Origin of the sequence: Nocardioides turkmenicus (genome assembly GCF_011045035.1) — a bacterium.
GTDB classification, from domain to species: Bacteria; Actinomycetota; Actinomycetes; order Propionibacteriales; family Nocardioidaceae; genus Nocardioides; species Nocardioides turkmenicus.
In genome coordinates this window covers 52,863-67,972 of record NZ_JAALAA010000007.1, presented here as the reverse complement: position 1 = coordinate 67,972, position 15,110 = coordinate 52,863, and the positions used below count along the sequence as shown (strand labels likewise).

The 15,110-nt window shown below is 70.7% G+C and carries 13 protein-coding genes; 2 read left to right on the top strand and 11 right to left on the bottom strand.

The features are described 5' to 3' along the window. Window positions 1–45 precede the first annotated feature (45 nt). Window positions 46–1,626, top strand: a complete 1,581-nt coding sequence (locus tag G5C66_RS09870) for a DUF4082 domain-containing protein (protein WP_165110784.1) — start codon at window positions 46–48, stop codon at window positions 1,624–1,626. On the opposite strand, the gene G5C66_RS09865 is transcribed toward G5C66_RS09870, so the two are convergent. Further along, the gene (locus G5C66_RS09865; protein ID WP_165110783.1) at window positions 1,561–2,919 is read right to left on the bottom strand and encodes an O-antigen ligase family protein; all 1,359 of its coding nucleotides are present in this window, start codon (window positions 2,917–2,919) and stop codon (window positions 1,561–1,563) included. The two genes, G5C66_RS09870 and G5C66_RS09865, sit on opposite strands and share 66 nt — an antisense overlap. Beyond that, complete coding sequence (locus G5C66_RS09860; protein WP_165110782.1) at window positions 2,903–3,691, bottom strand: hypothetical protein; 789 nt, start codon at window positions 3,689–3,691, stop codon at window positions 2,903–2,905. The genes G5C66_RS09865 and G5C66_RS09860 overlap by 17 nt, the downstream gene beginning before the upstream one ends. 170 nt (window positions 3,692–3,861) lie before the next feature. Between G5C66_RS09860 and G5C66_RS09855 the strand changes: the two genes are divergently transcribed. Then, complete coding sequence (locus G5C66_RS09855; protein ID WP_165110781.1) at window positions 3,862–4,560, top strand: hypothetical protein; 699 nt, start codon at window positions 3,862–3,864, stop codon at window positions 4,558–4,560. Here G5C66_RS09855 and G5C66_RS09850 read toward each other — a convergent pair. Genes G5C66_RS09850 through G5C66_RS09810 form a run of 9 tightly spaced genes read right to left on the bottom strand, consistent with a single transcriptional unit; the run spans window position 4,544 to window position 15,034 of the window. Further along, on the bottom strand, window positions 4,544–6,325 hold the full coding sequence (locus G5C66_RS09850; protein WP_165110780.1) for a hypothetical protein: 1,782 nt from the start codon (window positions 6,323–6,325) through the stop codon (window positions 4,544–4,546). The genes G5C66_RS09855 and G5C66_RS09850 overlap by 17 nt on opposite strands. Before the next feature lie 10 nt (window positions 6,326–6,335). After that, window positions 6,336–7,586: a rhamnosyltransferase WsaF family glycosyltransferase gene (locus G5C66_RS09845; protein ID WP_206443913.1), complete on the bottom strand. Its 1,251-nt coding sequence runs from the start codon at window positions 7,584–7,586 to the stop codon at window positions 6,336–6,338. After that, window positions 7,583–8,701, bottom strand: coding sequence for a DegT/DnrJ/EryC1/StrS family aminotransferase (locus G5C66_RS09840; RefSeq protein WP_165110779.1), 1,119 nt, complete (start codon window positions 8,699–8,701; stop codon window positions 7,583–7,585). Before G5C66_RS09840 ends, G5C66_RS09845 begins: the two co-directional genes overlap by 4 nt. Continuing rightward, on the bottom strand, window positions 8,698–10,164 hold the full coding sequence (locus tag G5C66_RS09835) for an oligosaccharide flippase family protein (RefSeq protein WP_165110778.1): 1,467 nt from the start codon (window positions 10,162–10,164) through the stop codon (window positions 8,698–8,700). The genes G5C66_RS09840 and G5C66_RS09835 overlap by 4 nt, the downstream gene beginning before the upstream one ends. Continuing rightward, entirely contained in the window at window positions 10,161–11,210 is a 1,050-nt protein-coding gene (locus tag G5C66_RS09830) for a glycosyltransferase family 2 protein (RefSeq protein ID WP_165110777.1), read from the bottom strand. The genes G5C66_RS09835 and G5C66_RS09830 overlap by 4 nt, the downstream gene beginning before the upstream one ends. Next, window positions 11,210–11,836, bottom strand: a complete 627-nt coding sequence (locus tag G5C66_RS09825; RefSeq protein WP_165110776.1) for an LbetaH domain-containing protein — start codon at window positions 11,834–11,836, stop codon at window positions 11,210–11,212. The genes G5C66_RS09830 and G5C66_RS09825 overlap by 1 nt, the downstream gene beginning before the upstream one ends. After that, the gene (locus tag G5C66_RS09820) at window positions 11,833–12,966 is read right to left on the bottom strand and encodes a DegT/DnrJ/EryC1/StrS family aminotransferase (RefSeq protein ID WP_338144128.1); all 1,134 of its coding nucleotides are present in this window, start codon (window positions 12,964–12,966) and stop codon (window positions 11,833–11,835) included. The genes G5C66_RS09825 and G5C66_RS09820 overlap by 4 nt, the downstream gene beginning before the upstream one ends. Continuing rightward, window positions 12,963–13,967, bottom strand: a complete 1,005-nt coding sequence (locus tag G5C66_RS09815; protein WP_165110775.1) for an NAD-dependent epimerase/dehydratase family protein — start codon at window positions 13,965–13,967, stop codon at window positions 12,963–12,965. The genes G5C66_RS09820 and G5C66_RS09815 overlap by 4 nt, the downstream gene beginning before the upstream one ends. Continuing rightward, window positions 13,964–15,034, bottom strand: coding sequence for a Gfo/Idh/MocA family protein (locus G5C66_RS09810; protein WP_241248393.1), 1,071 nt, complete (start codon window positions 15,032–15,034; stop codon window positions 13,964–13,966). Before G5C66_RS09810 ends, G5C66_RS09815 begins: the two co-directional genes overlap by 4 nt. Window positions 15,035–15,110: the final 76 nt, after the last annotated feature.

The following is a 15,110-nucleotide window of genomic DNA, read 5'->3' as shown; positions in this document are numbered from 1 at the left end:
TCGGATATCGCAAACGGCGCTGTCTACACCCGAATGGTGCAACACATGCAAATCTCGGCACGTCGAAACTCCGGACCGGCACGCCGCCGAGGCCCTGCCCGACGACCGGCTCTCCTCGTCAGCAGCGTCCTGATCACGGTCGCAGCCATCGCCGTCTGGGTGATCTGGCCGATCTCGCAGAGCCAGGCGGAGGCGGTCAGCCTGCTTCCTGACGATGCGGTCCCCGCGATCGTGACGGACTCGGATCGCCGTCCGGTCGAGCTGGGGCTGCGGTTCCGGGTGACCGAGCCGGTCGAAGCCGTCGCGGTCCAGTTCTACAAGAGCGCCGCGAACACCGGACCGCACACGGGCACCTTGTGGTCCGGGCGGGGACGCGAGCTCGCGACGGCGCGATTCACCGATGAGCCCCGGCGCGGCCTCCAGGTGGCCGAACTCGACGACAAGGTGGTCCTCGAGCCCGGCCGCGACTACGTCGTCTCCTACACCGCACCCAAGGGTCGCTATTCCACCGACCAGAGCTTCTTCACCCGGCCCGTCTCCAGGGGACCGATCACCGCCGCGCCCAACGCCGGTGTCTACTCGTACCGGCCCGGCTCCTTCCCCACCCGGTCCTTCGGAGCCAACAGCTACGCCGTCGACATCGTGGTGCGCCGGACCGGCTCCGCCCGCCCGTCGTCTCCCCCGCACACCCCCTCCTCGACGACCTCGGTCGGTTCCTCCGCCACGCCCCAGACCCCGGCGCCGACCTCACCGACCTCCGACCCGGCTCCCGCGACTCCCACCGCACCACCCCCGGGATCGGCGTCGCCGGAAGCGACCGCCGGCCCTCAGCCGCCGGCCTCGATACCCGACGGGTTCCCGAACCCCGCCACCACCGGTGTGCCCACGGGTGTGCGGCTGACTCCGTACACGGGACCGTGCAACATCACCGCGGCCGGCACCGTGATCGACGGCAAGATCGTGAACTGCACACTGAACGTACGGGCGGCCGACGTCACGATCCGCAACTCGGTGATCAACGGGACCGTGTACAACGACGAGGCGTCCAATGGGCTGGGATTCACGATCGTCGACAGCGAGGTCCGGATCGGCAACCGCGGCGGAACCGGGATCGGCAACGTCGGCTTCACCGCCGTGCGTGTGGAGGTGACCGGCGGCAACCGCTCGATCAACTGCTGGCGCGACTGCACCGTCCGTGACTCCTACGTGCACGGCCAGTTCACCGACCTGAGCGGCATCGCCCATGAGTCCGGGATCCGCATGGGGTCCGGCGGTGTCATCAGCCACAACACGATCGCCTGCGACGCTCCCGACGTCCCACCCGACGCGGGCTGCTCCGCCGGCCTGACCGGATACGGGGACTTCGCCACGGTGGAGGACAACCTCATCGAGCGCAACGTGTTCCTGGTGACGACCGGCGGCACGTGCGCCTACGGCGGGTCGTCGGAGGGCAAGGCCTACGGCGACGCCAACCGCATCCGGTTCATCGACAACGTCTTCCAGCGCACTGCGGCGCGGCCGAACTGCGGGTATTGGTTCCCGATCGCGTCCTTCGACACCTCAGCGCCCGGCAACGTCTGGCGTGGAAACGTGTGGTCGGACGGCGGAGTCGTGAACCCCGGCTGACGGCTCCGTCCGTCGTACGCGGACGAGTCGGTGCAGGGCTCCGGCGAGCCCGACCATCAGGATGAAGCAACCCGACGACTGCGGGAAGGCGAACAGGTCGTAGAAGGCCATCGCGGTTGCGCCCGCTAGGATCGCGGCGAGCAGGCCCTGGGCGAGCTCACGGTCGAAGTCGGTGGTCGCGGCCATCCGGGCGGAGCGAGCCGTGAATGCGGCGACCAGGATGACCGCCAGCAGGGCGGCCATCCCGATCAGCCCGGTCTCGATGGTGTGGCCCAGGTACTGGTTGTCGAGGATCCAGTACTGCGGCAGGAACGTCCCGGGCCCGCGACCGAGCCACGGGTCACGCGCGATGAACTGGAAGGCCACGCCGTACGCGTCCGTCCGTGACGCCACGCTGGCATCGTCACCGGCGCCGACGAACAGGCCGGTCAGCACACCGAGCATCCCCGGCACCATCAGGTAGACCACGCCCGAGATCGCCGACAGGCACCCGAGCGCGACCAGACGCATCCTCCAGCTCCACCGGAGAGCGAGCACGATGATGGCTACCGCTGTGCAGAGGATGGCGGAGCGCGAGATCACCATGAAGATCGCGATCGCGACCACCGCCAGGACGGCCCGGTAGAGCCAGCGGCGGGTGGGTGCGTGCAGGGCGTACACGATCACCAGCGGCAGCACCATCGACAGGATGACGCCGTACTCGATCGGGTGAGTCGAGGTTCCGCTCAGCCGCGGCATGCCGCTGCGTTCGTACAGACCGATCTCGATGCCGCGTGCGGAGAGCCCGGGGATGCTGATCCGGTCCACCAGGGGCTGCCGGGTCACGAACTGAGCCAGGCCCAGCACCGCCACCAACCCGATGCCGATCACCAGCCGGCGTGCCACCGCGTGCAGTCGGTCGAGCGACGAGATCCCCTCCGCCGCGACCATCGCCAGACCGGCCAGACCGATCATCCTGAGCAGTCCGCTGTCGGCCGGCGTCAGCTCGTTGCCCGGCATGGGGCCGGACATCGCCAGCACGTACGAGGCCATCACGGCCAGGAGGAGACCCAGGATCGCGACGCGTAGCGGCTGCAGCCCGAGGTCGATCCGGTAGACCCGTTGGACGTGGTACCAGACCCACCACAGGAACGCGCCGATCGCGACGATCGTCGCCGGTGCGCCGGCGGTGCCCAGCGCCGGCACGACGAGCACCGACCGGATGGCGAGCAGCACGACGATGTAGACCGTCAGGATGGTCGCGGCATCGATCGACCGGCGTACCCCTGCGGTCGGTTCAACCGCGCTGCGCACGGGACGACTGTTCGTCGTGCGGCATGACCTGGGTGAACCCGTTCCGGACGGGCAGCGACCGGCCATGCCCCTCCAGGGGCTCGACGTTGCTGCGCTCGGCGCGCTCCCCGCCGATGGCAGCGGAATCCCGAAGCTCATCGTCGCGCTGACGTCCACCACCACGGCGACGCGCCAGCAGCAGTCCGTCCAGCAGACCGATACCGAGCAGGCCGCCCACCATGACTCCCGCACCGGCGACGATCCCGGCGCGGAGCTGGTCCTTCGTGACCTTCTGCGCGTCCTCGTCGATGGTGAGCTGCTGAACCGTGATGTATTCGCGGCGCTTGATCCCGAGATCGGTCTGCAGGTCGCTGAGCACGCTCGGGACGGTCTCGAACAGCGTGTTCAGGGCGCCCACCGTGGCTTCGTCGCTCGGACCGGTCACGTCGACCACGATGATCGGTCCGCTCACGGCCATGTCGGCGTACATCTCGTACCCCACTCCGGGATGGCTCTTCGCAACGTCGGCCCGAGCCGACTTGGAGGTCATCGCGCGGATGAGGATGTCGCGGGCAGGGTTGAGCCCACCGAGAGAGAGGTAGGGGTTGCCCTCGACCCTCTCCCCCGCTCGCGTGGTGCCTTCGGGCGGGAAGAGGAGCAGCGTGCCCTGGGCGGTGTAGGACGGCCCAACCCGTCCCATCATCACCACCACGGCGACGACGGTCAGGCCCAGCGAGACGATCACGAGATACCAACGACGCGCCAGGGCCCCCCACACCGCGCTGAGTTCCATGTCTGATCGCCTTCGCTCGACAGTGGCCGGCGGCACCCCTCGTGCCCAGCCATGGCAATCGTCATGGCCTCCAGCCGCGTGGGAGCCGCACCCTCGCGCTCATACCCAAGACGAGGTACGACACCGACGATCGTGGTGACCGGCAGGCGGCGAGGCTCATGGTGTTGGCTGTGACAGCCCTCGAACTCGTCGTCCTGCTGCTGCGCAGGTGGTACGTCGTCGCGGTCTGCGCGCTGATGACGCTGGGCGGAGCGCTGGTGCTGCTCGACCGGCCACCGGTCTACTTCACCCAGTTCGAGGTGGTGCTGTTGCCCCCGAAGGAGTCCGTCAATCCGAACACGCTTCGCGAGGACCCCTACGGGATGGTCCCGATGGCGGGCCTGCTGGTGGAGGAGTACAACCAAGGCCGACATCCGCTCAACATGAGCACCACGGAGACGACCCTCTATGGCGAGGGTCTCGACCAGGGCGTCCGGGTCCGGATGCGCAACGTCGGGAACCAGTGGCTTCCCGTCTACAACCATCCGGTGATCGACGTGCAGGTCGTGGACCCCGACGCAAGTCGGGTCGAGGAGGAGGCGGCCCGGATCGCCCAGGACCTCGACCGCATCCTCGAACGCCGTCAGGACGAGCTGGGTGTCCGCGAGACGTCGCGGATGTCCACCGAGATGGCACCCGAGGACGTCGTCGTCCAGGAGATCAGCGGCAGCCGGGGACGTACGGCTGGCGGGCTCGCCCTGCTGGGAGGGTCGCTCACCGTGGTCGCGGTGATCTGGGTCGAGCGCCTCTCGCGGGCACGGGCAGCGCGCCGGGCACTGCCACTCGAGCGGGGCCGTGCCGCCGAGCGGGAGCTCATCTCGCAGCGGTGAGCCCCGACCCTCGCACGGCATCGGTCGCGAGGGAGAGGTTGAGCATGAACGCGACCGTGCTGGGCCCGGGCTGGTGCCTGCCCGCTACGACGTCATCGATCCAGCTCGGCTCGACGACCTGTCCACCCGCGAGAGCGAGGAGCGCGTCCGGATACGTACGCCAGTGCCGCACCACCGCATCGGCGAGGATCTCGCCGCCGACCGGTGGCCGGCTGCGGTGCCGGACCCGCTGACCGAGCTTACGGCCGGCCTTGGCCACCGTCGTCGCGCCTCGTCGCCACGTGCTGCGCCATCCGGGGGTGACATAGGTCGCCGGCGAGGGCCGGCCCTCGAGCGGGAGCCGGGCCAGATCGACATCCAGCTCGACCTGGAGCCGGGCGAGGAACCTGGAGCCTGCCTTGTCCGCGGGCACGAGCGCCCGTGAGTTGGCGATCCAGCGGTCATCCAGCATCGGGTTGACGATCCGTCGGCGGGCGCTCACCGGAGACTCGGTCGCCCCCGCCCAATGCTGCATCCGTTGGCCGAGGTAGAGCTCGTCGGTCGCCTCGAACCATGGGCGACCGCCGTCGGCGAGTGTGGTCAGCACGTCCGCATGGGCGACCTCGCGCGCGTGCTCCCGGAACTCCGGCCGGAGCGCCGAGAGCTCGACGGCCTCGTTGACGAACATCCGCCAATCGGCGAGACGTCGTGCCCGGGCCTCGGTCACCGGGCCGTCGCCGTCGCGGCCCAGATAGTAGAACCCGCGGGCCACCTCTCCGCCGAGGCCGGAGATCCGGGGCCCCGGCGTCGCCCGAGCCTCGGCGAAGTCGAGGGCCGCCCAGGCCAGCGGATCCGCTCCGAGCTCGATCGCGCCGGCAGCGGCCGCGCATCGTGCGTACGCCTCCTCGGGCTGCAGCGTGTCGAGGCCGTCGACGCTGATGATCTCGTGCCTCATCCCGTAGCGCCGCGCCAAGTCGGCGGCGATCCGCACATCAGGAGAATCGGGCCGCCCGAGGGTCACCACTCTGAGTCCGCGGCGGCGTCGCGGCTCGATTGCCGAGAGGAGGAGTCGTGAGTCCTGCCCGCCCGTGAGCTGGAGGATCGCGTCTGGGTGGTCGTCGAGGTAGGAGCTCAGGTAGCCACGGAGCATGCTGCTCATCGACGCGACCGCGTCGGCGATACCGACGCGGTGTCCGTCCTGCTGATCGCCGAGGTCGTCGGTGAAGGCGTCCAGGCGAAGCAGGCCGTCGCGGATCTCGACCGACCGCCCGGCGGGCACCTTCGTCACCGACTCGAACAGGCTGCGCCCGCGCAGCTGCCAGCCGAGCAGGCTCTGCACGGCGAGGCCGTCGTGGTCCAGGGACGTCGGCGCCAGCCCGGCCAGCACCCGCGCCGATGTCGAGACCGCCGCCCAGCCGTCGCCGACGCGGTAGTAGAGATGGCGAAACCCGAGCGCATCGGTCGTGGCGAGAAGGGCGCTCCCCGCATGGTGCACGGCACCAAAGGTGGGCAGCATCTCCGCGAGCGCGTTCTTGTCTCTGCGAGCGAGCATCCGGGCCACGTCCTCGGGCTCGATCACCAGGTTCCGTCGTCTCAGCTCCTGCGAGAGGACCAGCGTCCGGCCTTCGACCAGTGGACCGTCCGTCCCCCACGTGGCCGTCTGCAGCCCGGCCGGCGCGCCGTCGCAGAGCGCGGCGGGCTCGACGGACGTGGCGGCCGCGGCCAGGGCCGGCGGGCGGTGTCCGGCGGCTGCGGAGACTGCCGCGAAACCTGGTGGGGAGGACATGAGCAGAACCCTAGGAAGGGCTGGTGGCGGCGCCGGCGCCATCGGCCATGCGTACCCAATCCACGGGAGCGCCGTAGGCGGTGTGCTCGATGATCCTGCGTACGCCCTCACGGGTGCTTTCCCAGTTGTCCGTGCGTACGCTCCCGGCGGCAGCCGCAGCCCGGGCCGGGATGTCGGCCGCAGCGACGGCATCGGACAGCGCGTCGGCGATGCCACCCGGTGTCGGCGAGGCCCAGGCGACGTGTGGGTTGTCCAGGTCCGCACGGGCGTCGGGCGAGGAGTTGACCACGGGCACACAGCCCGCCGCGAGCATCTCCTCGGCGACCAGCGAGATGTTGGTGAACGACATCGCCAGACCGGCGATGCACCGGTTGTAGAGCCCGTTCAGCTCCTCGGGGGTGAGCCGGCCGTGGTGGACCACCGGGATCCCCAGGTCCGGCACGGCGGAGCCGTAGACGTGAATGGCCTGGTCGGGGTGACGTCGGTGGAACTCCACGAGCGCGAGGCTGCCGAGGCGGTAGCCGCGGCGCGCCAGGCCCGGCTTGGCGTAGAAGACGACGCCGGAGCGAGGCCCGTGGTTGTGCGCCGAGTAGACGGTGGTGTCGCACGAGAACGGCACCAGCTCCGAGGCGACACCCAGGTCGTCGCGCAGCCGGCCGCGCACCATCTCACCCAGCGCGATGTTGGTGAACCCGAACCGGTAGGTGTCGGCGGCCAGCTCGTACTCCGACCCGCGAGGCGAGAACAGCGGCTCGTAGTCCTGGATGAAGTAGAGCCGGTGCAGCGGCTTCGTCGGCCGAACGGCGAGCACGTGCGCCGACTCCCACCCGGTCGCCACGCATGCGTCGAGGCCGTCGAACCCGTCGTCGACCGAACGGACCTCGGCCCGGACCCCTGGCCAGGAGTCACGGATCACCTCGGCCTGCGCGGTCGCCGAGCCATGGTGCCGGTCGTAGAGCAGCACGACACAGCGGTGGCCGGCCTGTTCCAGCGCCTCCACCATCCGGAACATCGTGGTGTGACCACCTGAGCCGGCCGCCGGCGGCGTGGTGAGCCAGCCGACCACGAGGGGACGTCCGCCCGGCACCGGAGCAACGCGCCCCAGTTCCAGACGTGTGGAATCGGCGATGTCCTCCGGCAGCAGCCCGAAGTCGAGGGCGTGCGCGTCGAGATGCTGGTAGGCACGCCGTACGACGCGACGGACCACGCCGCGCGGCCCTTCGCGCCGGAGCTTCCCGGCGATGCCGCCGATGCCGTTCACCGGCGTACCGCCTGGCTCAGTGCGTCCGCGACGATCTCCTGCTGCTCTCCGGTGATGCCCGGGAACATCGGCAGCGAGATGATCTCCTGTGCGAGCGCCTCCGCGACCGGGAACGACCCGGCGCCGTGTCCCAGCCAGGAGAAGGCGGGCCACAGATGCACCGGTGCCGGGTAGTGGATCCCGGCACCGACCCCGGCGTCCAGGAGCTCGCGCAGCACCCGGTCCCGGTCGGCGACCCGGGCGACGTAGAGGTGCCAGACATGCTGGTTGCCCGGCAGGACTCGCGGCAGGACGACCCCAGGCAGGTCCGCGAGCAGGGTGGCGTACCGCTGCGCGGCCTCGTCGCGCTCGGCGTTCCAGCCCTTGAGGCGCTCGAGCTTCAGCGAGAGGACGGCCGCCTGGACCGAGTCCAGGCGGGAGTTGGTGCCGACGTCGAGGTGCTCGTACTTCGCGACGCCGCCGTGGTTGCGTAGAGCCCGGACCCGATCGGCGATCTCCGCCGACCCGGTGGTCACGGCTCCCGCGTCGCCGTACGCGCCGAGGTTCTTGCCCGGGTAGAAGCTCGTGCCCGCGGCGACCCCGAAGGATCCCGCCGGTCGGCCGTTCCGACTGGCTCCCTGTGACTGGGCGGCATCCTCGACGAGGAGTACGTCCCCACCGACCGCCTCACGGAGCTGCTCGAACGGTGCCACCTGTCCGTAGAGATCCACTCCGATGACCGCTCGGGTGCGGCCGGTGACCCGACGGGCGACGTCGACGGGGTCGATCAGGAAGTCCTCGTCGCAGTCGGCGAGCACCAGGTCGGCTCCGACGATCGCGACGGCCTCTGCCGTGGCGACGAAGGTGTTGGCGGGCACGATCACCTCGTCCCCGGCCCCGATGCCTGCGCCGCGCAGGGCGAGCACGAGCGCATCGGTGCCGTTGCCGACACCGATGCAGTGCTCGACACCGGCGAAGGCGGCGTACTCCTCCTCGAAGCGCCGGACCTGCGGCCCGAGCACGAAGGCACCGCTCTCGCAGATCTCGGCGAACGCGCCGACCGCCTCGTCGTTGATGGCCACGTTCTGCGGCCGCAGGTCGACGAAGGGCACGCTCGGGCGTGGGTTCGCGGTCATGACGGAGTTCCTTCCGGGACGGAGACCGGCTCGAGCCGGCGAAGCTGGGTGAATCGGGCACGCCACCAGCGCAGCAGCGGCAGTCCGTAGAGGGCGAGGACCAGGGCGGCGACCCCGACCAGCGTCAGGAGCCGGTTGCTCCCGAGGCCGTTGAACCAGATGCAGGCGATGGCCGCAGGAACAGCGGCGACGAGCGGAACCACGACCGGGCGGAGGAGCTCACCTGGTGGGATGCCCACCTTCCCGAGCGCGCGCAGGTAGAGCGGGACCACCACGGCCACGACCACCGCGACGTGGGTCCAGCCGGCGCCGGCCAGGCCCCAACGCGTTACGCCGAGGACCATCGCCGGCACCATCGCCAGCACCCACGCGACCTGCACCGCGAGAACAGCGCGGGTCTCACCCGCGGCGACGAGAAAGGTGGCCACCAGGTCGAGGAGGACCCGGCTGCCACCGAACACCGCGAGACCCGTGAGTGCGGCGGCGGCAGGCTCCCACCGGTCTCCGTAGATCAGGGTCACCAGGGGGATGGCTGCCGCGGCGAGGCCGAGCGAGATCAGGGTGGAGACGGTGACCAAGGGTGCGATGCAGAGCACCAGGCCGCGGTTGCGGACCTCCGGTGAGGAGGCCTGGGAGAAGGCAGGAAGGGCCACGACCCTGATGGCTGCTCCGAGCGCGCTCATCGGCCAGGAGGAGATGTTGAACGCGAGCACGTAGAGACCGAGCTGCTCGGGGCCGAGGGTCCGGGACACGATGAGGTTGTCGAGGCTCAGCAGCAACCAGGAGAGCAGGTTCGCGGCGGCCAGCGGCAGACAGAAGACGAGCGATTCCCGAGCCAGAGCTGGGTCGTACCCCAGGCGTGGCACGGTCCGCGTGACGACGAACAGACCCACGGCGATCACGCTCTGGCAGGCGATCTGGCCACAGGCGAGAGCCTCAGCGCCGACGCCGCCCAGGATCAGACCGAGGGATACCACCACCGAGGCCAGCAGGCCGAGCGCGTTGATGCCGAAGAGCGCACCTTGGCGATAGGCCCTGGTCAGTCGGGCGGAGGGAACGATCGTGAAGCCGAAGACGGCGATGCTCACCGCCATCAGCCGGATCACGTCGACCGACTCCGGGCTGCCGAAGGCGAGCGCGATCGGCTCGGCGGCGAGCACCATCGTCACGCCGAGGGAGACGCTCACCCCGAGCCCGATGCTGGCCACCGTGGGCGCCCGCGGCTCCATGTCGGCTGCGCGGACCAGGTCGGCGCCGAGCCCGAGGTCGGCCAGGGTGCTCAGGATCGTCCAGACCGTCAGCGCCACCGCGTACACGCCGAACTCCTCCGGCGCGACCAACCGGGCGACGAGGATCCCGAAGAGCACACTGCCGACCCGCATCGCGATCGTGCCGCCGAGGCCCCAGCCGAGGCCGCGGCTCACCCGCCCGGCCACCGGGCCGTCATTGGTGGCCGTCGTCATGTGCCGTACCTGCGTTCGAACCGCCATCGCAGATGGTGGCGGACCTTTGCGGTCGCGCGGGCCCACGGCGCCGGCTCGGACGTTCTCCCCTCCACGGCCTCGGCCCAGGCGCGGCTCCAAGCCCGGGTGTGCCTGATGGCCAGGTGTGTCTCGGCGGCGAACCGGAGGTAGTCGAGCACGGACTCCGAGTCACCGTGGGCGACCTCCCGCCCACGACGTACCGCCTCCTTGGCCAGAGCCTTCATCGCATCCTGCCGCAGGCTCTGAACGTCGGCGACGTCCGGTGCGCGCTCGTCGAAGAGGATGTCGAACGTGCGGCGACGCTCGCGCAGATCGGTGAGCCAGCCGGCGTACTCGGTGAGGTGCATGTTGGCGTCGTGCACCCGGTACGCCGCCTGGATCGGACCGTCGACACGGCCGACGTCCCAGTTCACCGAGGTACGCAGCCACATGTCGAAGTCACCCGAGTGGGGCAGCCGAGGGTCGTAGCCATCGGTCTGCTCGAGCGCCTCGCGGCGCATCACCGCCTCGGGGCTGACCAGGAAACAGCGACCCTGCCGTGCCGCGGTGCCGAGCCAGTCCCTTCCTGACCAGACCGACCAGCTTCGTGTCCGCGTCGGCCCGACCGGGAGGTCGTCGGTGAACGATCGGGCATACCCGTAGACCAGACCGACGCTGGGATGATGCTCCATCAGTGCGACGGCCCGGGTGAGTGCGTCGGGCATCAGCACGTCGTCCGCGGAGACCAGCGTGACATAGTCCCCGTGCACCCGGGAGAGACCGTCGTTGTAGGTCTGGATGTGCCCGGCGTTCCGCTCGTGGACGAGTACGTCCACACGCGGATCGGCAGCAGCCAGCGAACGTGCGACGTCGGCGCTGCCGTCGGGGGACGCGTCGTCGACGATCAGCACATCGACGTCGACACCCTCCTGGGCGAGGGCACCCGCGACCGCCTGAGGCAGATAGTGTCCGTAGTTGTAGCAAGGAATCACGACGCTGACCGACGGCCGCGTCCGCAGCGGTCGGGGACGATGGAACCGGCGCATCAGACCGGAACCCTGACCGGTCGCGCGGGCACCCCGGCCCACGTCCCGCCTGCGGGAAGGTTCTCGAGGAGCACGGCTCCCATGCCGAGGACGGCCTCGGTCCCGACGGTGAGGCGCTGGCGCACCGAGGAGTTCATCCCGAGGTAGGCGGCCTCGGCGACGACGACCTCCCCACCCAGGGCGACGCCGGCGCACAGGGTGGCGAAGTCCCCGACGATGTCGTCGTGGGTGAGCACGGCGTTGGGCATGGCCACGACGTGCCGGCCGACCGACACCTGCGATGTCAGCCGGACACCGGCGAGCAGGATGCTGCCCGCTCCGACCTCGCACCCGACGGCGACCGAGGCGTCGGGGTGAATGACGGTCGCGAACCGCTCGGGGGTCACCCCGTAGTCGAGCAGCCGTCCGACGAGGCGGCGGCGCACCCGGCCCGATCCGGCGCAGACGACCAGGTCGGCACCGCAGTCGGAGACCAGCTCCACCGGGCCGATCACCTTGGCCCCGCCGACGACGGTCCCCCACCGTTCGCGGTCGTCGTCGACCGCGACGATCTGGTCGTAGCCGCTGGCAGCAGCGGCGACCTCGCCCGCCAGCCCGCTGGCCGCGACGAGAACGAGCGTGGTCATCGGCGTGCTCCCCCCTGTCTGAGTACGTCGATGACCCGCGCCTGCTCCGAGTCCGAGATCTGGTGGAAGAGCGGCAGGATGAGCGTGTTGTCGGTGAGGTGCTCGGTGACCGGGAGGCTCACCCCCGAGGCCTCGTACGCAGGCTGCCGGTGCGCCGCCATGATCCCGCGCCGCGCGGAGATGCCGGCCTCGGCCAGGGCGGTCAGCAGATCCTCGCGGTCCGTCCCGTACGCCGAGCCGATCTCGATCCAGAACGACTGGAAGTTGCAGGTCCCCCAGGCCGGGTCCGCGACCGCGCGCAGCCCGTCGATGTCGGCGACCGCCTTCGCGTAGACCGCGGCGAGCTCACGGCGGCGGGCGACGACCTCGGGCAGCCGCGACAGCTGCACGATGCCGACCGCGGCCTGCAGGTCGGTCATCCGGAAGTTGAAGCCGACCTCGTCGTAGGACTCCGGCGGCGAGACCAGGCTGGCGTGCCGGTCGGCGGCCGAGACGCTCATCGCGTGCTCGCGCAGCTTCCGCGCCCGCACGGCCCGGTCCTCGCGGGCGAAGGTGAGCATCCCACCCTCGCCGGTGGTGAGGATCTTGCGCGGGTGGAACGACCAGGCCGCGATCTCGGCGCCGGCGCCCACGGGGCGGCCGCGGTAGGTCGACCCGGCGCCGCAGGCCGCGTCCTCGATCACCACGATGCCGAGCGGGTCGCAGACCTCGCGGATCGCGTCCAGGTCGACCGGCACGCCGCCCTGGTCGACCACGATCACCGCGGTCGTCCGCGGCGTGAGGGCCTCGCGCACGGTCGCCGCGGTGAGGTTCCCGGTCTCCACCGAGACATCCGCGAAGACCGGCCGCGCACCGACGTAGACCGCCGCGTTGGCGGTCGCGATGAAGGAGAAGGACGGGACGACGACGTCGTCCCCGGGACGTACCCCGGCGACGACCAGCGCCAGGTGCAGCGCCGTGGTGCAGCTCGAGGTGGCGACGGCGTGGGCGGCCTGCTGCGAGGCCGCGAAGCGGCGCTCGAACTCGGCCACGCGCGGCCCCTGGGCGACCCAGCCGGACCGGAGCACCTCGGTGACCGCCTCGACCTCCTCGTCGCCCAGCCACGGCTGCATCACGTTGACACGGCTCACGAGACACCAGCCTGAAGCGCCCGGCCGGCAGCGATCTCGGACCGCAGCGGCCGCCACCACTCGACCAGCTGGCGCAGCCCCTCGTCGAGCCCGATCGTCGGCGACCAGCCCAGGTCCTCGCGGGCCGCGGAGATCGAGGCGAGCCGGCGGGTGACCCCGTTGACCGCCCGCTCGGGCCCGTGCTCGACCTCCAGGCCGGAGGCGCCCATGACCCGCAGCAGCGCCTCGGCCAGCTCGAGCAGCGAGGTCTCGGTGCCGGAGGCGATGTTGTAGACGCCCTCGGTGACGTCGGAGGCCGCCGCCAGGATGTTGGCGCGGGCGATGTCGGGGACGCAGACGAAGTCCATCGTCTGCCGGCCGTCGCCGAAGATCAGCGGCGGCCTGCCGTCGGCGATCCGCTCCATCCACCGCACCAGCACCTCGGTGTAGGCGCCGTGCACGTCCATCCGCGGACCGTAGACGTTGAAGTAGCGCAGCCCGACGTAGTCGAGCCCGTGCATCGCCCGGAAGGACCGCACCAGCCCCTCGTTGTAGGACTTCGCGGCGCCGTAGAGGGTGTCGTTGTTGTTGTGGTGGTGCCCCTCGGGCGTCGGGAACTCCTCGGCGAGCCCGAAGACCGAGGCCGAGGACGCGTAGACCAGCTTGTCCACTTCTGCGGAGACCGCCGCCTCGGCGACGTTGAAGGTGCCGTCGACCAGCACCTCGTTGGCCAGCCGCGGCTCCTCGGCGCAGAGCGTGATCCGGATGGCGGCTTGGTGGAAGACCAGGTCCTTGCCGTGCGTCAGATCGTGGACGAGAGAGCGGTCGCGGATGTCGCCCTCGACCAGCGTGACCCGGCCCGAGGCGAGCGCGTCGTCGAGGTTGGCCTTGCGGCCCCGGATCAGGCTGTCGAGCACGTCGACATGCGCGACCCCTTCGTCGAGGAGCTGGTCGACGATGGTGGAGGCGATGGTGCCCGCACCCCCGGTGACCAGCACGTTCGCGCCTTGCAGGGTAGTCATCGGATCAGCTCCAGGGTCGGTGTCTCGGCGGCCACCTCGACGAGGGCGCCGCGGGCTCGGAGGCTGGTCTGGGCCGCCTCCAGGACGGAGAGGACACGGAGCCCGGCGGCCCCGTCGGTCCGCGGCGTACGGCCCTCCCTGATCGCACCGGCGAACTCGCCGACCATCCGGGACAGGGCCTCGTACTCCGGCAGTGCGGGCGCCCAGGTGTCGCCAAGCCGGTAGGAGATCGTCGCCGCGGCGCGGTCCGCGATGTCCACGCTCTGCTGGACCAGGTCGACGCCGCGGTCGAAGACGCTGAGCCGCTGCTGCGGGTTGAGGTCGTCCCAGACCAACGTACGCCGGCTCCCGCCGATCACCATCTGCCTGATCTTGGTGGGGCTGAGCCAGTTGACGTGGACGTGGGCCATCGCCCCGCCCTCCAGCGGCAGGGTCAGATAGCCCACGCACGCCTTCCCGGCACCCAGCGGGTCGGAGCCGTGCGCCGCGACCCCCGTCGGGCGCAGGCCGCCGGGCAGGACGAAGTCGAGGATGGAGAGGTCGTGCGGGGCGAGGTCCCAGAAGACGTCGACGTCGGGCTGCACCAGGCCGAGGTTGATCCGCACCGAGTCGACGAACAGGATCTCGCCGAGGGAGCCGTCCTCGACCAGCTCGCGGATCTTCTGCACGACCGGCGTGTAGCAGTAGGTGTGGTCGGCCATCAGCACCAGATCGTTGGCCCGCGCGGCCTCGACCATGCTCCGGCCCGACTCCACGTCGTCGGCCAGCGGCTTCTCGACGAGCACGTGCTTCCCGGCCCGCAGCGCCTGCTCGACGAGCCCTCGGTGGGTCCGAGCCGGGGTGGCGATCGCGACCGCGTCCACGTCGTCGCGCGCGAGCACCTCGTCGAGGTCGTTGGTGGCCAGCACGTCGGTGCTTCCCCCGATCACCTCCCGGGCCCTCGCGAGGTCCAGGTCGACCACCGCGACCAGCGTCCATTCCCGTGCGTTCCGGAAGTTGCGGACCAGGTTCGGCCCCCAGTAACCGGCCCCGACCACTGCGACGCCGAGCGGTTCCCCATCTGTCATGTCGACCATGAAATCGGCGTGGGGCGGGGCTCCGAAGAGCCTCGCCCCACCTATCCCCCCAATTAGGGACCGCTCG